The 23,059-nt window shown below is 59.2% G+C and carries 21 protein-coding genes and 1 tRNA gene; 9 read left to right on the forward strand and 13 right to left on the reverse strand.

Going from position 1 to position 23,059, the window contains the following annotated elements; translation table 11 throughout:
• Positions 1-32 precede the first annotated feature (32 nt).
• The 6 genes from P3M64_RS13855 to P3M64_RS13880 all read right to left on the reverse strand — a co-directional run bounded on the left by P3M64_RS13855 (position 33) and on the right by P3M64_RS13880 (position 6,130).
• Complete coding sequence (locus P3M64_RS13855) at positions 33-1,349, reverse strand: MFS transporter (RefSeq protein ID WP_132939078.1); 1,317 nt, start codon at positions 1,347-1,349, stop codon at positions 33-35.
• Between the two features lie 68 nt (positions 1,350-1,417).
• Positions 1,418-2,314 carry an FAS1-like dehydratase domain-containing protein gene (locus P3M64_RS13860; RefSeq protein WP_165886315.1) on the reverse strand — a complete coding sequence of 299 codons (897 nt, stop codon included), beginning with the start codon at positions 2,312-2,314 and terminating at the stop codon, positions 1,418-1,420.
• Positions 2,311-3,474 (reverse strand): CaiB/BaiF CoA transferase family protein, encoded by a 1,164-nt coding sequence (locus tag P3M64_RS13865; RefSeq protein WP_132939077.1) that lies wholly within the window; start codon positions 3,472-3,474, stop codon positions 2,311-2,313. The genes P3M64_RS13860 and P3M64_RS13865 overlap by 4 nt, the downstream gene beginning before the upstream one ends.
• A 16-nt stretch (positions 3,475-3,490) precedes the next feature.
• Entirely contained in the window at positions 3,491-4,687 is a 1,197-nt protein-coding gene (locus P3M64_RS13870) for an acyl-CoA dehydrogenase family protein (RefSeq protein WP_132939076.1), read from the reverse strand.
• 395 nt (positions 4,688-5,082) lie between these two features.
• Positions 5,083-5,472 carry a c-type cytochrome gene (locus tag P3M64_RS13875; RefSeq protein WP_132939075.1) on the reverse strand — a complete coding sequence of 130 codons (390 nt, stop codon included), beginning with the start codon at positions 5,470-5,472 and terminating at the stop codon, positions 5,083-5,085.
• Between the two features lie 265 nt (positions 5,473-5,737).
• Positions 5,738-6,130, reverse strand: coding sequence for a c-type cytochrome (locus P3M64_RS13880; protein WP_132939074.1), 393 nt, complete (start codon positions 6,128-6,130; stop codon positions 5,738-5,740).
• Positions 6,131-6,517: 387 nt separating this feature from the next.
• Here P3M64_RS13880 and P3M64_RS13885 point away from each other — a divergent pair, with 387 nt between their 5' ends.
• On the forward strand, positions 6,518-7,669 hold the full coding sequence (locus P3M64_RS13885) for a DUF2336 domain-containing protein (RefSeq protein WP_132939073.1): 1,152 nt from the start codon (positions 6,518-6,520) through the stop codon (positions 7,667-7,669).
• A 65-nt stretch (positions 7,670-7,734) separates the two neighbouring features.
• Here the strand turns inward: P3M64_RS13885 and P3M64_RS13890 are convergent, their stop codons facing one another.
• Positions 7,735-8,916, reverse strand: a complete 1,182-nt coding sequence (locus tag P3M64_RS13890; RefSeq protein ID WP_132939072.1) for a type 2 periplasmic-binding domain-containing protein — start codon at positions 8,914-8,916, stop codon at positions 7,735-7,737.
• A 269-nt stretch (positions 8,917-9,185) separates the two neighbouring features.
• The gene (locus tag P3M64_RS13895; RefSeq protein ID WP_132939071.1) at positions 9,186-9,581 is read right to left on the reverse strand and encodes a Rossmann-fold NAD(P)-binding domain-containing protein; all 396 of its coding nucleotides are present in this window, start codon (positions 9,579-9,581) and stop codon (positions 9,186-9,188) included.
• Positions 9,582-9,895: 314 nt separating this feature from the next.
• Here P3M64_RS13895 and P3M64_RS13900 point away from each other — a divergent pair, with 314 nt between their 5' ends.
• The gene (locus P3M64_RS13900) at positions 9,896-10,579 is read left to right on the forward strand and encodes a VIT1/CCC1 transporter family protein (protein WP_132939070.1); all 684 of its coding nucleotides are present in this window, start codon (positions 9,896-9,898) and stop codon (positions 10,577-10,579) included.
• A 113-nt stretch (positions 10,580-10,692) separates the two neighbouring features.
• Here P3M64_RS13900 and P3M64_RS13905 read toward each other — a convergent pair whose 3' ends face one another.
• From P3M64_RS13905 to P3M64_RS13915, 3 genes are all read right to left on the reverse strand, one after another.
• Positions 10,693-11,421: a hypothetical protein gene (locus P3M64_RS13905; protein WP_132939069.1), complete on the reverse strand. Its 729-nt coding sequence runs from the start codon at positions 11,419-11,421 to the stop codon at positions 10,693-10,695.
• A gap of 311 nt (positions 11,422-11,732) precedes the next feature.
• Positions 11,733-11,809: transfer RNA gene (locus P3M64_RS13910), tRNA-Pro, on the reverse strand.
• A gap of 63 nt (positions 11,810-11,872) precedes the next feature.
• Positions 11,873-12,901 (reverse strand): polyprenyl synthetase family protein, encoded by a 1,029-nt coding sequence (locus P3M64_RS13915; RefSeq protein ID WP_243644772.1) that lies wholly within the window; start codon positions 12,899-12,901, stop codon positions 11,873-11,875.
• A 102-nt stretch (positions 12,902-13,003) separates the two neighbouring features.
• On the opposite strand from P3M64_RS13915, the gene P3M64_RS13920 reads away from it, so the two are divergent.
• The 6 genes from P3M64_RS13920 to ppdK all read left to right on the forward strand — a co-directional run bounded on the left by P3M64_RS13920 (position 13,004) and on the right by ppdK (position 20,248).
• Positions 13,004-13,225: a putative signal transducing protein gene (locus P3M64_RS13920; RefSeq protein WP_132939068.1), complete on the forward strand. Its 222-nt coding sequence runs from the start codon at positions 13,004-13,006 to the stop codon at positions 13,223-13,225.
• A gap of 29 nt (positions 13,226-13,254) precedes the next feature.
• Positions 13,255-14,070 carry a tRNA1(Val) (adenine(37)-N6)-methyltransferase gene (locus P3M64_RS13925; protein WP_132939067.1) on the forward strand — a complete coding sequence of 272 codons (816 nt, stop codon included), beginning with the start codon at positions 13,255-13,257 and terminating at the stop codon, positions 14,068-14,070.
• A 32-nt stretch (positions 14,071-14,102) separates the two neighbouring features.
• Positions 14,103-14,381, forward strand: a complete 279-nt coding sequence (locus tag P3M64_RS13930; RefSeq protein ID WP_132939066.1) for a hypothetical protein — start codon at positions 14,103-14,105, stop codon at positions 14,379-14,381.
• Between the two features lie 225 nt (positions 14,382-14,606).
• The gene (locus P3M64_RS13935; protein WP_132939128.1) at positions 14,607-15,506 is read left to right on the forward strand and encodes a glycine--tRNA ligase subunit alpha; all 900 of its coding nucleotides are present in this window, start codon (positions 14,607-14,609) and stop codon (positions 15,504-15,506) included.
• Positions 15,507-15,509: 3 nt separating this feature from the next.
• Entirely contained in the window at positions 15,510-17,552 is a 2,043-nt protein-coding gene (gene glyS / locus P3M64_RS13940; RefSeq protein ID WP_132939065.1) for a glycine--tRNA ligase subunit beta, read from the forward strand.
• 5 nt (positions 17,553-17,557) lie between these two features.
• Positions 17,558-20,248 carry a pyruvate, phosphate dikinase gene (gene ppdK / locus P3M64_RS13945; RefSeq protein WP_132939064.1) on the forward strand — a complete coding sequence of 897 codons (2,691 nt, stop codon included), beginning with the start codon at positions 17,558-17,560 and terminating at the stop codon, positions 20,246-20,248.
• 204 nt (positions 20,249-20,452) lie between these two features.
• Here the strand turns inward: ppdK and P3M64_RS13950 are convergent, their stop codons facing one another.
• Positions 20,453-21,361, reverse strand: a complete 909-nt coding sequence (locus P3M64_RS13950) for an alpha/beta fold hydrolase (RefSeq protein WP_132939063.1) — start codon at positions 21,359-21,361, stop codon at positions 20,453-20,455.
• Between the two features lie 393 nt (positions 21,362-21,754).
• The gene (locus P3M64_RS13955) at positions 21,755-22,417 is read right to left on the reverse strand and encodes a DUF2239 family protein (RefSeq protein WP_132939062.1); all 663 of its coding nucleotides are present in this window, start codon (positions 22,415-22,417) and stop codon (positions 21,755-21,757) included.
• Between the two features lie 136 nt (positions 22,418-22,553).
• Between P3M64_RS13955 and P3M64_RS13960 the strand changes: the two genes are divergently transcribed.
• Positions 22,554-22,889, forward strand: a complete 336-nt coding sequence (locus P3M64_RS13960; protein WP_132939061.1) for a GIY-YIG nuclease family protein — start codon at positions 22,554-22,556, stop codon at positions 22,887-22,889.
• Positions 22,890-23,059 lie beyond the last annotated feature (170 nt).

Here is a 23,059-nt window from a genome sequence, read left to right on the forward strand (position 1 = left end):
CGGGGTGAGGCGCGAACGGAAAAACGAGAATGTTATGGGGGTGTGACTTCGGGTGTGCCTTCGGGCGCCTCGTCGTCGCTTTCGCTGCGTGGGTCCATCTCGTAAATTACGGATGTCGTGCGCGGGGCGGGGACGAAATCGCTTTGAGTTTGGGTCGGTAGGATGGATTTCTTCCTGATGCGAAAAGCGACGAAAGCCGCGAGAATAACGGCGACCGTGGCCGAACTGAGGAACAGTCCGCCGGGGCCGGCATGGCTCATCGCCACGGCGGCCAGAATGGGGCCGGTTGCCGCGCCGATGCCGTACAGCAACAGCAATGCGGCGCTGGCCGGAACGAACTCCTCCGGTTCCATCAGGTCGTTGGCGTGGGCGATCGCCAGGCCATACAGAGGCAAAATCATCGCGCCGTACAGCGACGCGAGAACAAACAGGCCGACCAGTCCAAGGTTCAGGACCGCGATCAAAAATCCGACGACGGCGATACAGACACTCAGGCCGAAAATGATGTAGCGGCGGTCATGGTGATCGGATAACCGGCCCAGGGGAAATTGCGAGATCACGCCGCCGCCGATCACCAACGTCATGAAAATGGATATTTTCAAAGTGGATAGGCCGATGGCGTGCGCATAAACGGCGCCGAGACTCCAGAATGACCCGATCACGACCCCCGCGCCGATGCACCCGATGACCCCGACCGGGGTTCGTCCAAACAGGCGACCGAGGGACATGCGGGTCGTGTGAATTTGCACAGGCATCGCGCTGGTGGTTAGGGCGACCGGGACCAGGGCGACGGAAATCACGATGGAGACCAGAACAAATAGAAGATGCCCCCCCGGTTCGGCGAGGTTGAGTAACATTTGCCCCCCCGCCGTCGCGCTTAGGATGACGACCATATATACCGAAAGGACGGTGCCGCGGTTGATGTTGGTCGATTTTTCGTTGAGCCAGCTTTCCGTCGCCATGGCGAGTCCGGCGAAACATATACCGGTGATGGCGCGAAACACCATCCATGAAATCGGATCGACAAAAAGGATGTAGCACAAGGCGACGGCCGAGGCCAACGACGCCAACGCCGAAAAGGTGCGGATATGGCCGACCCGATTGATCAGTTTTGGGCTTAAGAAGGTGCCGGCGATAAAGCCGACATAATACGCGGACATGACGAACCCGATGGCGTTGGTGCTGAAACCTTCGATCCCCGCGCGCACGCCGAGCAAGGTTGCTTGCAGCCCTAAACCCAGGTTCAGAGCGCCGGCGCCCAGGAGGAGGGCGAAAATTCTAATCAATGTGGCGTTGGCGCTCATATGGAAACGGCTTTCGTATTTTTGGGCGTCCCGTTCCGTGATCATCCGTCTCGGGCGGAAGAGGCCACCTTATCCCCGAGCCGGAGGGGGACGTCAAAGACTATTTCGGTTTATTAACCGACAGGCGGTCGGACGTGGAACGTGGCGCTTGCCTCCATGGCGCGCGCGCCCTCGGGGGTGAGGGCGCACACCCTGGCGCGCGCGTCGGTGTCGGGCGCGTTGTCGTGGTCGCCGCCCTCCTCCAGGGCGACAATATCGAAGGAGCGATTGGCGAATAAGGGGGCTTTGGCGCGGAAGGTGAACGACGCCAGCGACCGTTCAGGAGCGGCTTCGCGGGCGAAGTCGGCCAGCAAGGTGGCGATCAAAGGGCCGTGCACGACAAGGTCCGGGTAACCTTCCACGTGGGTGGCGTAGGGGTGGTCGTAGTGGATACGGTGTCCATTGAAGGTCAGCGCGGAATAGCGGAACAGGAGCACCGGATCCGGCATGACGCGTCTGCGTCGGGTGACGGCTCCGGTAAAAGGCTTCGGTTCGGGCGACCCGTCTTGCGCGCTTCGTGCGCCACGAAACACTATATCGTGTTCTTCTTCCAAGGCTGGACCCTGCGGCCCTTCGATGCGGTGGCGAATGGTGACGAAAACCAGCGCGCCGCTGCGCCCTTTTTTGGCGGCGATGGCGGTAATTTCGCTATGGCGGTGAATTTTTTCACCCACATAAAGTGGTGCGTCGAAGCGTACCCGCGCGCCGGCGAACATGCGCCGGGGCAGCGCGATGGGAGGAAGGAAGCCGCCACGAACGGGATGTCCGTCCGCCCCCAGTTGTCCGGATCGCGCCTTGTCGGTGAAATACATCCAATGCCACAGCGGGCCGATCGCCTCGCCGTCTCGCGGCGGCGGACCGACCCATCCCAGAGTCGCGGCCATTGCGGCGCAGGAAGACGGTGTGATCACATCGTCGCTTTGCGTGCGGTTTCCGATCCAACGCGTCATGTCGTCAAAAGGCGTGTTCATGGACGGTGCGCCTCGGTCATGGGGTGGGCGTCGCCAAATTCCCGGCGGATGTCGGCGCCGTGTTGATCCAAGGCGGGGACGTGCGTGCGCGCCGAGCCGTCGTCGCACGAGGGGGTGATGCGGGCGGGCGTGGCGGGGGCCCAGGCCGTCCCGGAGGGCGTCGTGAAGGCGTGCGTGCGCAATTGGGGGTGGGTCTGAAGATCGGCGACGGCGTTCAGCGCGCCGAAGGCGATCTTGGCGTCGCGCAGGCGGTGGATGATCTCGGGTCGGTCGAGGGCGGCGAAGACGGAGGCGATGGCCTCGTCGAGCGCGCCGCGATGGGCGACGCGGCTTTCGTTATCGGCAAAGCGAGGATCGTCCGCCAGCCTTTCGTTATCCAGGACGGCGCGGCAAAAGCGGACCCATTCGCGTTCGTTTTGAATGGATAGCACGACCCGGCGGCCGTCCTTGCCCCGGTAAGCCCCGTAAGGCGCGATCGAGGGATGGTTCATCCCCACCCGCTGCGGGGCCGCGCCGCCGTAGCGCTGATGCAGATAGGGCACCGTCATCAGTTCGGCGACGGTGTCGAAAAGGGAAATTTTGATCGCTTGGCCAAGACCGCTCCGATCGCGCGCGCGCAGGGCCAGGAGGATGGCGCTGAACGCCTGCATTCCCGTCGTGATATCGGCGATGGAGATGCCGACGCGCCCGGGCTCGGCCTCTCCTCCGGTGATCGCGCACAGGCCCGTTTCGGCCTGCACCAGAAGATCATAGGCCTTCATGTCGCGGTACGCGCCGTCCTCGCCATAGCCGCTGATGTCGCAGGTGATCAAGGACGGATGACGGGCGCGCAGATCGTCCGCGCCCAGCCCAGCCCGCCCTGCGGCCCCGGGGGCGAGGTTCTGGATGAAGACGTCGGCCGACGCGATCATGCGTTTTAGAAGCGCCGCGTCGCCGGGCTCCTTGATATCCAGGGCGATCGATTCCTTGCCCTGGTTGAGCCAGACGAAATAAGCGCTTTCGCCGTCCACGACGCTGTCGTAGCCGCGGGCGAAATCACCCTCGCGCCGTTCGATCTTGATCACGCGCGCGCCGCCCTCGGCCAGCTTGGCAGAGGCGAACGGCGCGGCGACGGCCTGTTCCAGGGTGATCACCAGAAGATTTTGCAGTGGAGCATTCATGGGCGCTACGGTTCCCTCAATAAGACCGGGGCAGGTCCAGCACGTGTTCGCCGATGTACGACAAAATCATGTTGGTCGAGATCGGCGCGATTTGATACAGGCGGGTTTCGCGAAACTTGCGTTCGACGTCGTATTCCTCGGCGAAGCCGAACCCGCCGTGGGTTTGCAGACACATGTCGGCGGCCTGCCACGACGCCTCGGACGCCAGCAGTTTGGCCATGTTCGATTGGGCGGCGGGTTTGTCGCCTTGATCGAACAAGCGGGCCGCCTTTTGCACCATCAGATCGGCGGCCTCGGTGGCGGCGTAGGCGCGTGCGATGGGAAATTGAACGCCCTGATTGGCTCCGATCGGATTCCCGAAAAGAACCCGCTCGCGGGCGTAATCGCTCGCCTTTTGGATGAACCAGCGAGCGTCGCCAATACATTCCGCCGCGATCAGGATGCGCTCGGCGTTCATCCCGTCGAGGATATAACGAAAACCCATGTCCACCTCGCCGATCAGATTTTCGGCGGGCACGACGAGGTCGTCGAAAAACAGTTCCGTCGTGGCATGGTTGATCATGGTGCGAATCGGGCGGATGGTCAGGCCGTTTTTTAGCGCCTCGCGTATGTCGATTAGAAAAACCGAGAGCCCAAGCCCCTTCTTTTCCACTTTGTCCACGGCGGTCGTGCGTGCGAGCAGAATCATCAAATCGGAATGTTCGGCACGCGATATCCAAACTTTTTGCCCGTTGATGATGAAATTATCGCCGTCGCGCACCGCCGTCGTTTTCAGGTTCAGGGTATCCGTACCGCTGGTCGGTTCCGTGACCCCGAACGCTTGGAGGCGCACTGCGCCACTGGCGATCTGCGGCAGCCATGTTTCTTTTTGCCGGGGGCTTCCGTGGCGCAGAAGGGTGCCCATGGTGTATATCTGTGCGTGACAGGCCGCCCCATTGCCCCCGGATTTGTGAATTTCCTCCAAAATTGCCGCCGCGTGGCGAATGCCCAGGCCGCTGCCGCCATAGCCTTCGGGGATCAAGGCGGCAAGGTAGCCGGCCTCGCTGAGGGCATTGACGAAAGCTTGAGGGTAGGTGCGCTCGCGGTCTACGTCGCGCCAGTATTTTCCCGGAAATTGGGCGCACAAGGCGCGCACGCCCTCGCGAATGGCCGTGATATCGTCCTCGTCCTCGTCGGAACGCAGGGGGGCGGGTGCGGTGTTTTCGGCGGACATGGGGGGCTCCGGTTGCTTGGGCGGGAAGAATCACAAGTGCCTTAAATTTTCCGGTTCGTCAATTGCCGGATCGGTCTTGAACTTGCCGAGGATATCCTCTTTCGGATGGAAAAATACTTTTTTCAAACCGTTAAGAGTGCGCGCCAAGAGAGGGAGATGTCTTTAGGGTCAGGACCTCTTCATCCCGTCCCGCAGGGGTTTGTGAAAAATGCCCCAGGAACGTCGTCGAAGACTTTTGAAAGTGAACGGCGCTTCCGGCAAGTCTTCTTCTAGGCTTGTGACATTTTTCACAAACCAGACGCATCAGATGAAGTGGTCCTGACCCTAATCTTCATAAAAAAAACCCGCCGCAATAAAGATACGGCGGGTCGTGGTGGATAAATAATCGAGAAGGGTTACTGAGCCGTTTTTAAATAGTCAATAATCGCCTTGCGATCTTTTTCCTTTTTAATATGGACGATCATCGCCGTGCGGCTTCCGCCAACCATATCCTTGTGCGTTTTTAAGAATTTTCGCTGATTGGTGATCCACTCGGAGATCAGGGCTTCATTCCAGGTGAAGTTGGCGCCCTTCATGGCGTTGTAGCGTGAGAAGCTCGCAACGCTGCCCGCCTTGCGACCAATGACACCCTTCAGCATCGGTCCGACGGCGTTTTTATCGATTTTGTGGCAGACACTGCACTTGTGTTTGAACAGCTTCTCGCCCTTGCTTGCGGCCATGGCCGAACTGGCGGAGAAAGCCACGGTTGCCGCCATGAGAAGGCCTAATACAGTCTTATTTTTCATCTAAACTCCTCCCAAATACGCACGCCCTGACCAGGGGCGGATGCGTTTCCCTAAAGATCGTGAATGGTTCATGCGCCCGTAACCGGAAATCGTCTTGGTCACAGAAAAAAACGCAAAAATCCCTCGCTCAAACCAGGGAATGGGGCGTTTCAATCAAAGACACCTGTGTACGGTGGGGTACAGAATATCTTAGAATTAGAGGAAAGAAAACCCCCGCCTCGTTGTGAGGGGCGGGGGTTTCGAAAATAGATCTTCTATCGGTGTCTTACTTCGCGGTTTTGAGGTAATCGATGATCGCCTGACGTTCTTTTTCCTTTTTGATTTTGACGACCATGCTTGTGCTCTTGCCGCCGACGATATCGGCGTGCTCTTTAAGGAATTTCCGAGGATTGGCGATCCATTCATCAAGTAACTTTTCGTCCCAAGTGAATTTCGCCCCCTTCATTGCTTTGTAGCGTTTGAAGTCCGCGACGCTACCGGCCTTGCGTCCGATGATTCCGGTCAGTTCCGGTCCGACGGCGTTTTTGTCCAGCTTGTGACAGGTGGAACATTTCCTTTGAAAAAGTTTTTCACCAGCGCTGGATGCGGCCTGGGCCGAGCCCACGCCGAGCGCGAACGTGGTGGCGAGTCCAAGGGCGAGTATACGTGATGCTTTCATGGTTTAACGTACTCCAAATCGATGCAAAAGGTCCCAATGAGCCTTTAGAATATATAAGGACAACAGTGTGATTTATTAGCTTAACTGAAAATAATCTGCAACTGCCTCCGAGAGACATGTAAAAAATCTAATATATTTAATGGGTTGTGTCTTTAGGAAAAATGAGGTGGTTGCGCAATGAACACGTGTTTTGGTCATGATCGCGAACATGTTTGTTTTGATGCGCCCACCTGCGGTATACTTAAGGGCCGCGTGACGAGAGGAAAGGTATAAGCAATTTTCTCGCATGCATGTTTTTCGCACGCATGGCGGCCCAGTGCGTGCAGAGGGCCCCGTGCCTCCTCAGGGACCCCGCGGTACTTATCGCCTTTGGCCATTAGGACGATCATGATCAAACCTACTTTGAGCGAAACCGATGTGCAAAAATTGTTGCAGGATCCTTCGCCGGAACGACGTGCGATAACCGCATCAAAAATTGCGATGGATTTTAATTTAGGGTCGCTCAGTTCGTCCGAACGCGCCCTGGCGGAAGAAATTTTTCGGGTCATGGTCAAGGATGCGGCCATACGCGTGCGCGAAGCGTTGGCGCAAAACCTCAAGGAAAACCCGGACGTTCCCCATGACGTGGCGCTTAATTTGGCGCGCGATGTGGATCGGGTTTCCCTACCGATGATACGTTTTTCCGACGTGTTGAATGACGTCGATTTATTGGAACTGGTGCGTGAAAACGCCGAAACGAAACAGGTCGCAATCGCCGAGCGTACGCATGTCTCGCCCGCGATTTCGGATGCTTTGGTGGAAACGCAAAACGAAAACGTGGTGACGGTCTTGGTCGAGAACCACGGGGCCGAAATTTCCGAAAGAGCCTTGCAGAAAGTCCTAGATGATTTCACCCAAAGCGAACGCGTTCACGGTGCAATGGCGCACCGGCCCAAGCTCCCCCTTAAAGTGGGTGAGCGGTTGGTGGCTCTTGTTTCGGAAACCTTGCGCGAGGATTTGGTGAAGCACCATGAGTTGCCCCCCTCGCTGGCCTCGGATTTGATTTTTCAGTCCCGCGAGCGGGTAACCGTTGGGTTGACGGAAGGTTCAAGCGATCATGATCTGTATGGCATGATCCATCAAATGCACGACAACGGGCGATTAACGCCCTCGATCGTGTTGCGCGCTCTGTGTATGGGGGATATGCCTTTTTTCGAGGTCTCCATGGCCGTTCTCGCGCGGACGCCCTTGGTGAACGCCCGGATATTGGTGCATGATTCCGGTGAATTGGGGCTGCGGGCGATCTTTGATCGGGCGCATCTTCCGAAAAGTTTTTTTCCTGCCGTGCGCGCGGCCATAGATGTCGCGACCGAAACGGATTACGACGGAGAAGAAAACGACCGTGCGCGTTATTCTCGGCGCATGCTTGAACGGATTTTAACGCAATACGGCGATTTGGGGGTCGATTTCGATTCCGATGATCTGGAATACCTACTGTCCAGGGTGGGGAAGTTGCCGGTCGCATTGGCGCGTGGCGCGGGGCAAAATCTCGGGCATTGACATAACCCCGGAAGATACGGCCGGAAGACCAAGGCGCGAGGCTCCCCATGACGCTCAGGGTGCGCTTAAGGGGTGCTCAGTTCGCGCCAGATCCCGTAATTCTCGCGAAAATCGCTGAGGGATCGCCAAAGTGCGGCGAAGGTTTTGTCCTTGGCGGCTTCCTCACGGACGACAGCGCCCCATGCTTTTTTCAGGGTATTGATCGCCGATTGAGGGAGGCGTCGGATGTTTATGCCGTCGGCGGTTAGGGTCTTCAGGGCGGCGAATTGCACGGCTTCGCCAGATCCTAGGCCCTGGCGCATGGTGTCGCCGCATACCGTTTCAATTTGTGCCCTGCGCGCTGGAGTAAGCGCATCCCAGCGTTGTTGTCGGATCATCAAGGCCAGCAAGGTCAGGGGTTTGTGCCACCCCGGAAAATAATAGGTTTGTGCCGCCGGATTGAATTCCATCCGGGAATCGTCGGTGGGGAGGGGCACTTGGGCGGCGTCCAACAGACCTTCCTCCATGGCCATGAAGATATCGGCGGGCTTCATGTCGAAAACCTTGGCCCCGGCGCGGGCGAGGACGCGCGCCCCCAATCCCCGGGCGGCGATGCGCAAATGCAAAAAAGAGCGGGCCGAGGTAACCGGAACGCGGAACCACCCCGCCGCCATGCCCGGGGCGACGCCGCAGGCCAGGGCGTGCATGGATAGTCCCTTGGCGATGTCGGCAAAAGCCTCGCGTCCGCCGCCGGTGGCGTACCAAGCCGAAAATTCGTTCATTTCGGGACCAAAAGGCACGGACGAAAACAAATTAAGCGCCGGGGCGCGACCGGCCCATAATCCAGGGTCGATAAATGCGCCATCCAGCGCTCCGCCGGAAATCGCGTCGAAGAAATCCGTCGGGGCTATCGGTGCGTTTGGGGCTTGTACGGACACGTGTACCGCGCCATTGGAAACGCGTTGGATTTGATCGGTGAAGCGTGTGATCTGTGCGCCCATATCGGGGCTTTGCAAGGAAAACGCGCTGGCCAGCTTCAATGTTACGCCGCTTTGCGCCATGCCACCGTGTGTGGTGGCCCCGCCATCGTGCGTGGTGAGAAGGGACGTTTGTTCGCCTGTGGACGGTGACGCATTCAGGGTTTCCGATCCCGCCGGCTTGGGAGGATGATCCGTACGCGCCGCATTCATGCGTGGGGCGATGACGGTGGCGCCGAGCATAATCCCGACAACGCATCCGATGACTATTCCGACCACGGCGTCGCGCATTTTTCCCTCCCCCCTGACTTTGCAAGGTCATTGTCCTTCGAGGCGGCGGGAATGGTATGAGGGAACGGCCCCGCGCACAAGCGGCAAGACGGACATGCGCGCCTTCACGCCGACCCGTCCGCTCGCCCATGCCGCCGTCGATGGCCCGGGATTACGGTTGGTGCGGGAATGCCGGGGGCAACAAGCCTCGACATGTTTCAGGTCTCGCCGTATATCACGCCTCAGCGTATCTATTGGGCCTAGGGGCGCTTTCTCGTGAGCGGACCTGCTCAGTATCCTCCGTTTTTCCTTTTTGGCAAATTGGGTGCGGCGCCGTCAAAAAAGTTCCAAAGTAAGCGGGCGAAGACTTCCGGCGCGATGACGGTGTGGCGGTTATCGCTCTCCTGCAGGGCGTTGCGCAGGGATTGGCGAATATCGGCGTTCCCCGTAAGGTCGAATATGATGTCGACCTGATCGCCTAATGTGGCGACGTCGCAGGCGTCCTCGAATACGGGGACGTTGTTTTGTGCGAACCCCATCGCGAACGGTGACTTGACGTCTTTTTCGGCGACGGCGACAATTTTAATGGGTTTATGGCCTTCTTGGATTTGTTCTAAAAAATGAGCCGCGAATTCCTGACCGACGGCGCCCAGCCCCAACAGTGCAATATTTATCGTTTCCGACATTCTGTGAACCTCCCTAGTATCGCGTTTTGCTGTGTCCCCGTTTTTTTATGAGCACGGTGGCTTGCTTGTTATGATGGTGAAATGCAATCTCGAATTGTGACGACCTTTGGATGTTCTCGCAAGGCATATCGAAGGTGGGACCCTTCTAAAATACAATCTTGATCGTCCGCTTTTCCCTCGACCTGGTGTATAAATACGCCATGAGCCGAAGCTTAAGAGGGCCGAAAAGAAAGGCGAGGAAGACGCTGTGATGAAATTTTCGACGAGATATCCAATAAAGATAAGGCGTTCCCATTTTCGGGAGGTTTTCAGTCATGGGTGAACATCATTACATTCATCGCACCGGCTGGCTGCGTGCGGCGGTTCTGGGGGCGAACGACGGTATCGTTTCGACGGCGAGCCTGATCGTCGGGGTTGCGGCGGCCGCGACCGACCGCAGCGGAATTTTGCTCGCCGGCGTCGCCGGTCTGGTCGCCGGGGCGATGTCGATGGCGTCGGGGGAATATGTTTCGGTCAGTTCGCAAGCCGACACCGAACGTGCCGACCTGAAAAAAGAACGCGCCGCCCTGGATGACAGTCCCGAGGTCGAGCTTGAGGAATTGACCCAGATTTACACCGGGCGCGGGGTCGAAATCGCCCTCGCGCGGCGGGTTGCGGTGCAACTGATGGCCCACGACGACCTGGGCGCGCATGCCCGCGACGAACTGGGCATTTCCGAAACCCTCAGCGCCCGCCCGGTGCAGGCGGCGCTGACCTCGGCACTGACGTTTTCCCTGGGCGCGGCCCTGCCGTTGGCCGCGGCGGCCCTGCTCCCGGTAGGCCAGGCGATTCCCGGGGTCTCCCTGACGTCATTGATCGCCCTGGCGGCTCTCGGCGCGCTCTCGGCACGCGCCGGGGGGGCGAACATCTTTCGCGCGGCGCTCCGGGTCACCCTCTGGGGCGCCATGGCCATGGCCGCCACCGCCGCCATCGGCGCTTTGTTCGGGCGGGTGGTGTGATGAGGGCGTACATGACCACTCCTCACCTCGCCACCCTCGAGCTTTGTAATAGAAGTCAAATCACCACGAAATGCATGCCGAGACCGATAGTCAATTGTTGCGTTGGCTTTCGGTCATAGTGCGCCTGCCATCATGTATAATACTTCGCGGCCCCGCGCGTCAAAGCCTTTGCCTATGGTGCCTTTCCCATCGCCGAAAGCCGTGAAGCTTCCCGAAGCGGCAAGATTGTTTGCGCAGGCAATGCTCCAGTTACCTTTCCCCTCCTGGGTGTAGTTATATCGACCGAGACAAGTCCCTTGGTTGTCAGGCAGAATAACTTTTATGTCACCGCCCTTGCCCTTTCTTGTTTCTTCGATAACGCCAGACATTAAATGACTAAAGCCGTCCCATTGAACCGCAATAGCTTGTTTTTGAACGTTGCTCGGCGAAGCTGAGGCGCGTAAGCCTTGGTTTGGGGTGATCAGGAATGTTTTGGGCATCTGTTTGGTTACCGGAGAATCTGATAATTCTCTCCAATTATCGGTCCCACACGCAAATTCAGCCGTTTCCGTATTGAAGTAAAGATTTACCCTACTTCTTAGCATAGGAGTACTGAAATTGGCAATTTTCCAGCCATTTTTTTTCTCAGTGACAGAATAGACATAAATCTCTGATGGATTAATTTCTGTAGTGGCTCTAAATATTCCACTTTTTTTATTGCCAATGGCACAATTTCTGGATGCGATTTCTCTCGCCAAACTTGCGTTCGGCGTGGTGAGGCCAACTGCCGTAGTTTGACACCCCGCGATGGACAATACAGTCCCGACCATATAGGCGATTTTTCCATACGTTGACGCTGTCATTGATATGTGCTCCCTCTTAATCAATCTGCTCAATGAGCGAGTTTGAGGTAGAGTGTTATATATGTACACAGCTTATGACAGCATTACACTCAAACGCAGATAAATTTTTCGCATGTCAAAAATTATGGGGGAAGCCTCTGGATAAAAAATATGGGAAATTTTATATGCTCCGCAACCACACGGCACGCTAATGCTCCATTGGCTCCGATCCAGGGAGCGCAGAGGACGATTTCTTAAGCTTGAGTTTCTCGGGGATATGACGAGATACGAACCAACGCCTTAGCAAAATTCTGCTAAGGCGTTGGTTCCATTGGTCGGAGTGAGAGGATTCGAACCTCCGGCCCCTGCCTCCCGAAGACAGTGCTCTACCAGGCTGAGCTACACTCCGTCACCTTGAAGTGGCGTTTTATATACCCCTGTGCGGACGAGGGCAAGCCATCGTGTGGGAAAATTAGTAGGCGCGCTCGACGCAGAAATCGATGACCTCCAAAAGCGTGTTCTTGACCTCGCCGTCGGGGAAAATATCCAGTGATTTCCGTGCGATATTGCCATACTCGCGGGCCCGGGCGACGGTGTCGTCGAGGCTGCCGTGGGTTTCCATCAGGGCGATGGCGTGTTCCAGGTCGCCGTCGTTTTGCTCGTCGTCCTCCAACGTGCGCCGCCAAAAAGCGCGTTCGTCCTCGCCGGCGCGTTCGAACGCCAGGATGATCGGCAGCGTGATTTTTCCGTCGCGAAAATCGTCGCCCACGGTCTTGCCCAAGGTCGCCTGCTTGGCGGAAAAATCGAGGGCGTCGTCGATCAACTGGAAGGCGATTCCCAGGTTAAGGCCGTAGTTTTTCAAAGCGTCCTGTTCGTGCGCCGGACGGTCGGCGACCACCGAGCCGAGCTCGCAGGCGGCGGCGAACAGTTCCGCGGTTTTCGCCTTGATGACCGCCAGATAGGCCGCCTCGTCGGTCGTCGTGTCGTTGGCGGTGATCAGTTGCAGCACCTCGCCCTCGGCGATCACCGAGGAGGCCTGGGAGAGAATGCGCAGCACCTCCAGCGACCCGTCCAGCACCATCAGTTCGAAGGCGCGCGAGAACAGGAAATCGCCGACCAGCACGCTGGGCTTGTTGCCCCAGATGGCGTTGGCCGAATCCTGGCCGCGGCGAAGATCGCTTTCATCGACCACGTCGTCGTGCAGCAGCGTCGCGGTATGGATGAATTCGACGCAGGTCGCCAGCGTCACATGGCGTTCGCCGGGGTATCCGCACATTCGGGCCGTGGCCAGGGTCAACAGCGGGCGCAGGCGCTTGCCGCCCGAAGCGACGATGTGCCCGGCCAGTTGCGGGATCAACACCACCGGGCTGTCCATCCGTTCCATGATCAGCCGGTTGACGGCCTTCAGGTCGTCCGCGAGCAAGGCCGTCAGGCGATCCAGCGCAGAGGCCGTATTTTGTTTCGCGTCTTGTTTTGCGTCGAAATTGACGGCCACACCCACGTTGAAAACTCCTGCCCTTTTGGATCGATTGTCTATACTATCACCCGAGAAAGGCCATATAAGAACGCAGTTTGCAATCCGGTCAAGTTTTTACACGCGCATATGATTGAATTAGTCCGCACCAACGACCCCGTTTTTCTATCCTGGCTGAACGCCCATCTCGAAGGTCGGGGGGTGCGTTTTGTCGTGCTCGATCAACATGCCGCGTTGATGGACGGGTCGATCGGCGCGGTGCCGCGCCGGGTGATGGTGGACGAAGACCAATTGCCCTTGGCGCGTCTAATCCTGGCCGAGGGCGAGGCGTTGGCTCGCGCCGAGGATTGAGCCATGGCGCCGGGTGAGAGCAAAAGGTCATGAATTCCCCCGGTGCGAACGATCCCGGCCTTGATTCCAGAGATTCCCCGGCATCCTGCGAGATTCCCGAGGAGGTAAGCGACGACGCCTTGTTGGGTGGGCGCGTGCGCCTGCTTCAGCCTTTGGCGGGTTATCGCGCGGCGATCGATCCGGTATTGCTGGCGGCGGCGATCGCCCCGAGGTCCCGGGCGCGGGTTCTCGACGCCGGGATGGGGGTCGGTGCGGCGGCGCTGTGTTTGGCGCGGCGGGTGGCGGATATCACGGTCACGGGGATCGAACTCCAAGAACCATTGGCGGCCCTCGCCCGGCGCAATATCGCCTTGAACGGCGTTCAGGGCAGGGTTGATGTCGTCCTTGGCGATATCGCCGCGCCGCCGGACGCCATCGCACGGGGAGGCTTCGACCACGTCATGGTCAATCCACCTTATATGGAGCGTGGCCAGGGACACCCTCCGCCGGAAACCTCACGCGCCGCCGCCCATGTCGAGGGGCGGTCGAGTCTGGACGATTGGGTCAAATTCGCCTTGGCGATGACCAAAACCAAAGGCGACGTCACGTTTGTTCATCGCGCCGACCGACTGGACGACGTACTGGCCGCCCTTCACGGTCGCGCCGGAGCGATCACGGTGCTGCCCATTCGTTCTCGGAGCGGGCGGCAGGCCAAACGCGTGATCGTGCGGGCGCGCAAGGGCGTATCCGGTCCACTGCAATTGCTGAGCGCCTTGATCGTGCATGACGCGGGTGGGGGCTATACGTCGCGCGCTCAAGATATTCTGCAGGAGGCGCGCGCGCTAAATTTTAGAGACTTTTGTTGACCAGCTACCCGAAGGGCCTCTAATAAGGGATCATGTTTGGATTAAGTCTTTCGAAGTTTATTTTCACCGTCTTCATCGTTGGTGTCGTCTGGTACGGCTTTAAATGGCTGAACCGGGTCCAGAGCATTCGCGAGGAGGTGCGCCGCAACGGTCGCCCCGCCGCCCATCCCGCCGCCGGGCGTCGGGCGTCGGGCGCGCGCGCCGCGGACGAAAGCGTCGAAGATATGGTGAAGTGCCCGGTTTGCGAAAGCTATGTCGCCGCCAAGGGGACGACATCGTGCGGGCGCGACGGCTGCCCTTATGTCGGTTAAGGCCACACGCTTAAGCCCGCACGATTGAGGCGAGGTCGGAGGCCTTCGGGGATTTTTGGGGATGCGCGCGAAGGCGCGTGAAGGGATAAAACGTGCCAGATCATTCGATGACACTCTTGCGCCTGTTCGGTTTCGAAAAGGCTGGGGGCGAGGGGAGCCTTGACCGTGGAAACACCCCCGGGCTATCTTTCGCTGCAGTGCAACATTTATCTCTCCGGTTCGCCCATGCCCCCCGCGCCTAACCCTGAAACGTGTTTTCAATCCCTGATTTTGAAGCTTCAGACTTTCTGGGCGCGCCAGGGCTGTGTGATTTTGCAGCCTCAGGACATGAGTGTCGGCGCGGGAACGTTTCATCCCGCCACCACGCTGCGCGCCTTGGGGGCCGAGCCTTGGCGGGCGGCTTACGTTCAGCCCTGCCGCCGCCCGACCGATGGGCGCTATGGCGAAAATCCCAATCGCCTGCAGCATTATTACCAGTTCCAGGCGATGCTCAAGCCGTCGCCGATCGACAGCCAGGCGCTGTATCTGGACAGTCTGCGCGCCCTGGGCGTTGATCCTTTGGCCCACGACATCCGTTTCGTCGAGGACGACTGGGAAAGCCCGACCCTGGGGGCCTGGGGCCTGGGTTGGGAGGTCTGGTGCGACGGCATGGAAGTCAGCCAGTTCACCTATTTTCAACAGGTCGGCGGCATCGAATGCGATCCGGTGGCGGTCGAACTGACCTACGGTCTGGAACGCTTGGCGATGTACATTCAAGGGGTCGAAAATATCTACGATCTGGATTGGAACGGCCTTGCCGACGACGCCGGCGGGGTGCGTTATGGCGATGTTTTCCTGCGCAACGAGCGGGAGCAGTCGGCCTTTAACTTCGAGGTCGCCGATACCGAGATTTTGTTCCGCCACTTCGCCGACGCCGAACATCAATGCCAGGCCCTGCTCGGCCGCGCCGCGCCGCTGGCGCTGCCCGCCTACGAGCAATGCATCGCGGCGAGCCATGTCTTTAACCTGCTCGATGCGCGCGGGGTGATTTCGGTGACCGAGCGGGCGGCCTACATCGGCCGCGTCCGCGCCTTGGCCAAGGGCTGTTGCGAGGCCTGGGTCGGCGCCGCCGGGAAGGGAGTCTGAGCCATGGCCGAGCTTCTTTTCGAATTGCTCAGCGAGGAAATTCCCGCGCGCATGCAGGCGCGCGCCGCCGCCGAGTTGAAGGCCCTGATCGAAGATGGCCTCAAGAGCGCCGAACTCGCGTTCTCGCGCGCCGAAGCCTTCGCCACCCCAAGAAGGATCACGGTGGTTATCGATGGCCTGCCGATTAAACAGCCGGACGTCAAAGAGGAACGCAAAGGTCCCCAAACCGGCGCACCGCAGCGGGCGATCGACGGCTTCTTGAAATCGTTGGGCGGGTTGACGCTGGACGATTGCGAACAACGCGAAATCAAAGGCAAGACCTTTTACGTCGCCGTTCTTGAGCGCCGCGGGAGGGCGACGGTGGATGTCCTGGGCGACATTCTTCTCGATGCCGTCACCGCCCTGACATGGCCGAAATCGATGCGTTGGGGGACCCAGGAAAAGCGTTGGGTGCGCCCCTTGCATGGCGTTTTAGCGCTGTTCGACGGCGCGGTCGTTCCGCTCGCTTATGGCGGCGTCGATTCCGGTCGCGAAACCGCGGGGCACCGTTTTCTCGCCCCGGATTCTTTTTCCGTTGACGGTTTTTCCGACTATGAGGCCAAGTTGACTGCGGCGAAGGTGATGTTACGCCCCATGGAAAGACGGGCGTCAATTTTCGAGCAGGCGCAAAAACTGGCTTCCGAGGTCGGGCTTTCGTTGCGCGCTGACGACGCTTTATTGGACGAGGTGACGGGTCTGGTCGAATGGCCGGTCGTACTTATGGGAGACATCTCCCCCGAATACACGGCGCTGCCCGACGAGGTTCTCATCGGCTCCATGCGTGGCCACCAAAAATATTTCTCCTTGCTTAACTCGGATGGCGCGTTGGCGGCGAAATTTATCGTCGTGGCGAACATGGAGACCCCGGATCGAGGGGCGGCGGTGATTAAGGGTAACGAGCGGGTCCTGCGCGCTCGTTTGTCGGACGCCAAGTTCTTCTGGGATCAGGACCGCAAGACCTCGCTGGCGGCGCGGACCACTCATCTGGCGGACATCGTGTTCCATGCCAAACTGGGCAATATCGACGAAAAGGTCGATCGCGTTCAGGCCCTGGCCAGCGAATTGGCCGGGTTTATCGACGGCGCGGACAAGGATCGTGTGCGCTCGGCGGCGCGCCTCAGCAAGGCCGATCTGGTGACCGGCATGGTCGGCGAATTTCCCGAACTTCAGGGCGTGATGGGGCGCTATTATGCCCTGCACGACGGCGAGCACGCGGATGTCGCCGACGCCATCCGCGATCATTACGCCCCGCTGGGTCCCCATGACGCGTGCCCGCGCGCGCCGGTATCGGTGGCCGTCGCCCTGGCCGACAAGATCGACACCCTGGTCGGGTTCTGGACGATCGACGAGAAGCCGACCGGATCGAAGGATCCTTACGCCCTGCGCCGCGCCGCCTTGGGGGTGATCCGCCTGATTGTGGAGAACGGCCTGCGCCTTCCCTTGCTGGCGGTGTTCGAGCGGGCCGACGGCAAGGATATCGCCTCCGATCTACTGGCCTTTTTCATCGACCGCCTGAAGGTGCACATGAAAGGGCGCGCGGTGCGTCACGACATGATCGACGCCGTGCTCGCCCTGGGGGGTGAGGACGATCTGGTGCGTCTGCTCGCCCGGGTCGATGCCCTGCAGGCGTTTATCGGGCGCGAGGATGGCGTCAATCTGCTGACCGCTTACCGCCGTGCGGCGAACATTTTGAAGATCGAGGAAAAGAAAGACGGGCGGCGCTATGATGCGAATCCAGAACAGGCGTTGTTCACTCAGGACGAGGAACGCGCCCTGCTTCGGGCCCTGGCCGCCGTGCGCGCCGACAGCACGCCGGCGCTTCGCGCGGAACGGTTCGAGGACGCCATGAGCGCCTTGGCCGGACTGCGCGCGCCCGTCGATGCGTTTTTCGATAAGGTCACGGTCAACAGTGACGATGCGCCGGTGCGTGAAAACCGGCTTAAACTTCTCTCGCAAATACAATCGGCAATGGGAGAAATCGCGGATTTCTCCAAATTGGAAGGCTAATAACGATGACGAAATGGGTGTATCCTTTTGCCAAGGGCCAAGCGGACGGTCGTGCGGATATGAAAGAACTACTGGGCGGCAAGGGGGCCAATCTTGCCGAGATGTGCGCGCTGGGCCTGCCGGTGCCTCCGGGGTTTACCATCACGACCGAGGTCTGCACCTATTTTACCGAGCACGAGAAAACGTATCCCGCCGACCTGAAGGATCAGGTTAACGCCGCGCTGGCGCGTGTCGAAGAGGACATGTCGGCCTCGTTCGGGGGTAAGGGCGGCGATGGGTTGCTTCTGGTTTCGGTTCGTTCCGGGGCGCGGGCGTCGATGCCGGGTATGATGGATACCGTCCTTAACTTGGGTCTGAACGATGAAACCGTGGAAATTCTGGCGCGGGTTTCGGGTGACGCCCGTTTCGCCTATGACAGCTATCGCCGCTTTATCCAAATGTACGGCGACGTGGTCTTGGGGGTCGATCATCATCATTTCGAAGACCTGCTCGAAGACCACAAGGACGAACGCGACCTGACCTTGGACACCGATTTGACCGCCGACGATTGGAAGATCTTGGTCGAACGTTATAAGGAAAAGGTCGCAGACCAACTCGGCCAACCCTTCCCGCAGGATCCGCACGACCAGCTGTGGGGGGCGGTCGGCGCCGTTTTCGGCAGCTGGATGAACCAGCGTGCGATCACCTATCGCCGGTTGCACCATATTCCCGCCGATTGGGGCACAGCGGTCAACGTCCAGGCCATGGTGTTCGGCAACATGGGGGATACGTCGGCGACCGGTGTGTGTTTCACGCGCAATCCCGCCACCGGCGAAAATCTGTTTTATGGTGAATATCTGATCAACGCCCAGGGCGAAGATGTGGTCGCGGGCATCCGCACGCCGCAGCCCTTGACCATTTTGGAAAAGAAAACGGCGAACACCGAACTTCCCGCGATGGAAGAAACCATGCCCGAAACGTTCGCCGAACTGGATGGCGTGCGTCATCGCCTCGAACAGCATTATCACGACATGCAGGATATGGAGTTTACCGTTCAGGAAGGGCGTTTGTGGATGCTGCAAACCCGGACCGGCAAACGTACGGTGAAGGCGGCTTTGAAAATCGCCGTGGACATGGTGGATGAAGGTCTAATCGATGAAAGCGAAGCGGTGCGTCGCCTCGACCCCGGTCAGATGGAACAGCTTCTGCATCCGATGTTGGACCCCAACGCCCCACGCACCCTTTTGGGGCAGGGGCTGCCGGCGTCGCCGGGGGCGGCGTCGGGGCGGGTGGTGTTTAACGCCGAAGACGCCGAGGCCTGGTCCGATCGAGGTGAAAAGGTCATCTTGGTGCGCATCGAAACCAGCCCCGAGGACATCGGTGGGATGCATGTCGCTCAGGGTATTTTGACCACCCGAGGCGGGATGACGTCCCATGCCGCCGTGGTCGCCCGCGGCATGGGCAAACCGTGCGTGTCGGGCGCGGGGGGAATTACGGTCGATTATGCCGCCAAGACCTTGAGCGCCTTGGGCGAGGTCGTCCGTGAGGGCGAGATTATTACCTTGGACGGCGCCACCGGCGAGATCATGGTCGGTCGGGTGCCGACCATCGAACCCGAATTGTCCGGTGATTTCTCGCGCCTGATGGATTGGGTCGATGCGATTAAGACCATGGGGGTGCGGGCCAACGCGGAAACCCCGCTCGATGCGCAGACGGCGCGCAATTTCGGCGCCGAAGGCATTGGCCTGTGCCGTACCGAGCACATGTTCTTCGACAAGGAGCGGATCATTCACATACGCGAGATGATCCTCGCGGCGAACGAGGCGGACCGCCGCGCCGCCTTGGCGAATTTGTTGCCCTACCAGCGTCGCGATTTTATCGAATTGTTTAAAATCATGGATGGCCTGCCGGTGACGGTGCGTCTGCTGGATCCGCCGCTGCACGAATTTTTACCTCACGGCGCGAAGGATGTCGCCGACGTCGCCAAGGCGCTCGGCGTGTCCGACGAAGCTATTGAAGAGCGGGCGAAAAGCCTGCATGAAATTAATCCGATGCTGGGTCATCGCGGGTGCCGATTGGGGATCACCTATCCCGAGATCTACGAAATGCAGGCCCAGGCGATTTTCGAGGCGTGCGCCGAAATTATCCAGGGCGGCGGCAAAGTGACCCCCGAGGTGATGATCCCGTTGATCGCCACGAAAAAAGAATTCTCCATTTTGAAGGCGGTGATCGACCATGCCGCCGCGCAGGTTCGCGCGGAAAAAGGCGTGGCGCTGGACTACATGGTCGGCACTATGATCGAACTTCCGCGCGCCGCCCTGCGCGCCGGGGAGATCGCCGCGGGAGACGATGGTGCGGAGTTTTTCAGTTTCGGAACGAACGACTTAACGCAGACCACCTTTGGCCTGTCGCGCGACGACGCCGGACGGTTCATCCAGATTTATCGGGAAAAGGCGGTCATCGAGAACGATCCCTTCGTCACCCTCGACCGCGAGGGGGTTGGCGAACTGGTCGGCATCGGCGTCGAACGCGGTCGGGCGGCGCGTCCGGGGATGAAAACCGGCATTTGTGGCGAACATGGCGGCGATCCGGCATCGGTCATGTTTTGTCAAAGCGTCGGGTTGGATTACGTGTCGTGTTCGCCTTATCGCGTGCCCATCGCCCGCCTCGCCGCGGCCCAGGCGGCGTTGGCGCAGAGGGACGCGAAAGAGGCCTGATCCATCGGGTTTGGCCGCGGTGAAAAAACCTTTTCGAACGTCGAAATTCGAAAAGGTTTTTTCGCAATCCATCGTTGTCGTATCTTCACGGACGCACGAGAGCAACCTCGTGCGTCTTTAAAGGTATATTTGTTTAGCCGGTTTTCACGCCGATTTTCCTCGGGTCGAGGTGCGAGAAAACCCGACTTCTGAATATGGCGCCTTTTAGGGCATATTCCCCCTGGAGGCACGGTGAACGTTGCGGGCGATAGCATCGGCTACGGTCTCGTACAACGCTAGGGGCAGTTCGTGACCCATGCCCTCGATGATAAGCAGTTCAGCGCCGCGGATATTGGCCGCGGTGTCTTTTCCCCCGGATGGGGGGACCAGAGGATCATCAGACCCATGTATCACCAGAGTCGGCGCGGTGATCGTCGCCAAAAGCGCGCGTAGGTCGCCGGTCGCGGCGATAGCGGCGATTTGCCGACCAAATCCGGCGGGGTTGTATCCTCGTTTGGCCTCGGCCAAGGCTTGGTCGCGTTGGGCGATTTCGTCGAACGGGTAGCCGGACCCGGCGATCAGCCGGGACAAGGCGATGTTGTGGGAGAGAAAACCCTCCTCGTCCTCAAGCGGGTGTGGTGCGCGCCGGAACAGCGCCGCCATCACTTCGGGCGCGGTCGGCGGTAATTCTCGATTTCCCGTGCTCGACATGATGGACGTCAGTGACAGAGTTCGTTTCGGGTGCTCACTGGCCATCAGTTGAGCGATCATTCCGCCCATCGATCTGCCGACCATGTGGGCGCGCGCGATCGCCAAGGAATCGAGAAGCCCCACCACGTCGGCGGCCATGTCGTGGAGTGTGTAAGGTGCGTGGGGACGTTCTCCGCGTGTGGCGGCCGCGGTCAGGGCGGCGAAATTGGGTGTCGGCGCGCCGTCGAAGTGGGTCGAAAGGCCGGCATCGCGATTGTCGAACCGGATCACGCGGCAACCTCGCGCCGCCAACATGGTGCAGAACGGTGCGGTCCAGCGGATCATCGACATGCCCAAACCCGAGATCAGCACAATCGGTTCTCCGGCGCTCGCTCCGAAGCAGTCATATTCGATTTCGATCCCGTTTGTCTTGACTCTCGCCATGGTGTGTTCTCCTTTTTCGTGTCGGGTCGATTGTGGAATTTCCACCGAGTTAAGGGTCTCGACTTTTCAATATTAGGGTCAGGACCTCTTCATCTGATGCGTCTGGTTTGTGCAAAATGTCACCGGCCTAGTGGATCGACTCCGACGTTTCGCTCCCGCGAACCATCGGGCCGACCACTATCTATCTTTTTGTTGCAGTTTGATTTCTTCACACATTTGTGTCCAATTGCATCGGACTCAAATGTTAAACTCAAACCACTAGGAGAAGACTTGCCGGAAGTGCCGTTCACTCTCAAAAGTCTTCGACGACGTTCCTGGGGCATTTTTCACAAATCCCTGCGGGACGGCATCGGGGATCGGCTCGTCGCGTCGGTTCGAGATGGAAGAGGCGTTTTAGGTGTCTTGCGTCGTCTTGACGGGAGGCCCATCGGTCGCCGCGCCAAATGCGAGCCCGGTTGCGTAGGTGCGTACATCCGTCGGCCAGCCCGCGACGTGTTGATCGAAGCGCGCCCGATCGCCTGAAAACAAGGCGCGCGTCGCCTCTTCGAAGCCGGGTAAGTCGCCGGCCATCGCCGACATGAAGCGATAGGCGCGTTCTTGCGCCGCGCGCATCTTTTGCGCGGCTCCCCCGGTTCGCTGCGCCTCGTTCACCAGTTTTCGGAGCGTCACGGACGCGCCGCCCGGCTGCGCGGCCAACCAGGTCCATTGCTTCGGCAACAAGGTTACTTCGCGTCCAACAACGCCCAGCTTGGGACGTCCCCGTCCGCGAGACTCACCCGATTTCTTCGAAGCCGTCGAAGAGGCGGCCCGTGGAGACGACGATGGATCGATATTTTTCGGCGATAATCGGGTCAGCCTCTCTACGATATCGGCCTTTGTTCCGCGCAGATCGAAATCGATGACGTGGCCCGTCGCATCGTCAAAGGTGAGTATGGGCGCCGCCGCGCCGCGTTCCGTTGCCGTCTTGACCGCCAGGGCGACTTCGATCAGTGGGCCACAGAGCAGCCGTCGGGTACCCTCGAAAGCCGTGCAGGGTTTGGAATGGTATTCAGACATGTCGGTGGGCCCGGAATGATTGATGGTCCATATTATTATACGGGTAAAATTTCTTGCGTCAATATTACCCGTATAATAATATCTTGTTCCGTCGTGCGTCGGCACGGCTCAGAGTATCTCCGAATGAGGTGGGCGAATGCGTAGTGACGATAAAAAAACGGCGATTATGGCCTACAAAGAACGCAAGACCGTCGCCGGAATATACGCCGTTCGGTGTCGCGTTTCGGGTCGGGTATGGGTCGGGCAAAGTCCAAACCTAGATACCGTCCAGAATCGGATATGGTTCACGCTGCGTTTCGCCAGCAACCCCAATCGAGATATGCAGGCGGCTTGGCGCGATCACGGGGCCGAGAGCTTCACGTTTGAAATTGTCGAGCGGCTCGCGCAAGATATTTCGCCCCACGGCAGAAAATCGCATCTGAAGGCGCGTGTGGCTTATTGGCGTTTGGCGCTCGATGCCGCGATCGTCTGATCCCGTCGGAAGCCCGTCCGGGGGTCCGCGCGCCGCTTCAGGGTCCAAAATAAAACGAGTGCGCAATTTCAGGACGAAGATGATGCGTGTTTTGCCGCGAATTTCATCGAACGAAACCGTAGCGGCGTCCATCGGTCCGCCTCAGCCCCCCGTTTTGCGTCGGAGCTTGG

The organism is Varunaivibrio sulfuroxidans, from assembly GCF_029318635.1.
Classification (GTDB): domain Bacteria; phylum Pseudomonadota; class Alphaproteobacteria; order Rhodospirillales; family Magnetovibrionaceae; genus Varunaivibrio; species Varunaivibrio sulfuroxidans.

Bases quoted from the DNA above. Each gene is read 5' to 3' on its own strand.
- glyS (WP_132939065.1), top strand. From the start codon at position 15,510: ATGGCCGAGCTTCTTTTCGAATTGCTCAGCGAGGAAATTCCCGCGCGC.
- P3M64_RS13860 (WP_165886315.1), bottom strand. From the start codon at position 2,314: ATGAACACGCCTTTTGACGACATGACGCGTTGGATCGGAAACCGCACG.
- ppdK (WP_132939064.1), top strand. From the start codon at position 17,558: ATGACGAAATGGGTGTATCCTTTTGCCAAGGGCCAAGCGGACGGTCGT.
- P3M64_RS13870 (WP_132939076.1), bottom strand. From the start codon at position 4,687: ATGTCCGCCGAAAACACCGCACCCGCCCCCCTGCGTTCCGACGAGGAC.
- P3M64_RS13925 (WP_132939067.1), top strand. From the start codon at position 13,255: ATGAATTCCCCCGGTGCGAACGATCCCGGCCTTGATTCCAGAGATTCC.
- P3M64_RS13955 (WP_132939062.1), bottom strand. From the start codon at position 22,417: ATGTCTGAATACCATTCCAAACCCTGCACGGCTTTCGAGGGTACCCGA.
- P3M64_RS13890 (WP_132939072.1), bottom strand. From the start codon at position 8,916: ATGCGCGACGCCGTGGTCGGAATAGTCATCGGATGCGTTGTCGGGATT.
- P3M64_RS13895 (WP_132939071.1), bottom strand. From the start codon at position 9,581: ATGTCGGAAACGATAAATATTGCACTGTTGGGGCTGGGCGCCGTCGGT.
- P3M64_RS13935 (WP_132939128.1), top strand. From the start codon at position 14,607: ATGCCCCCCGCGCCTAACCCTGAAACGTGTTTTCAATCCCTGATTTTG.
- P3M64_RS13920 (WP_132939068.1), top strand. From the start codon at position 13,004: ATGATTGAATTAGTCCGCACCAACGACCCCGTTTTTCTATCCTGGCTG.
- P3M64_RS13960 (WP_132939061.1), top strand. From the start codon at position 22,554: ATGCGTAGTGACGATAAAAAAACGGCGATTATGGCCTACAAAGAACGC.
- P3M64_RS13905 (WP_132939069.1), bottom strand. From the start codon at position 11,421: ATGACAGCGTCAACGTATGGAAAAATCGCCTATATGGTCGGGACTGTA.
- P3M64_RS13900 (WP_132939070.1), top strand. From the start codon at position 9,896: ATGGGTGAACATCATTACATTCATCGCACCGGCTGGCTGCGTGCGGCG.
- P3M64_RS13885 (WP_132939073.1), top strand. From the start codon at position 6,518: ATGATCAAACCTACTTTGAGCGAAACCGATGTGCAAAAATTGTTGCAG.
- P3M64_RS13950 (WP_132939063.1), bottom strand. From the start codon at position 21,361: ATGGCGAGAGTCAAGACAAACGGGATCGAAATCGAATATGACTGCTTC.
- P3M64_RS13880 (WP_132939074.1), bottom strand. From the start codon at position 6,130: ATGAAAGCATCACGTATACTCGCCCTTGGACTCGCCACCACGTTCGCG.
- P3M64_RS13865 (WP_132939077.1), bottom strand. From the start codon at position 3,474: ATGAATGCTCCACTGCAAAATCTTCTGGTGATCACCCTGGAACAGGCC.
- P3M64_RS13930 (WP_132939066.1), top strand. From the start codon at position 14,103: ATGTTTGGATTAAGTCTTTCGAAGTTTATTTTCACCGTCTTCATCGTT.
- P3M64_RS13855 (WP_132939078.1), bottom strand. From the start codon at position 1,349: ATGATCACGGAACGGGACGCCCAAAAATACGAAAGCCGTTTCCATATG.
- P3M64_RS13875 (WP_132939075.1), bottom strand. From the start codon at position 5,472: ATGAAAAATAAGACTGTATTAGGCCTTCTCATGGCGGCAACCGTGGCT.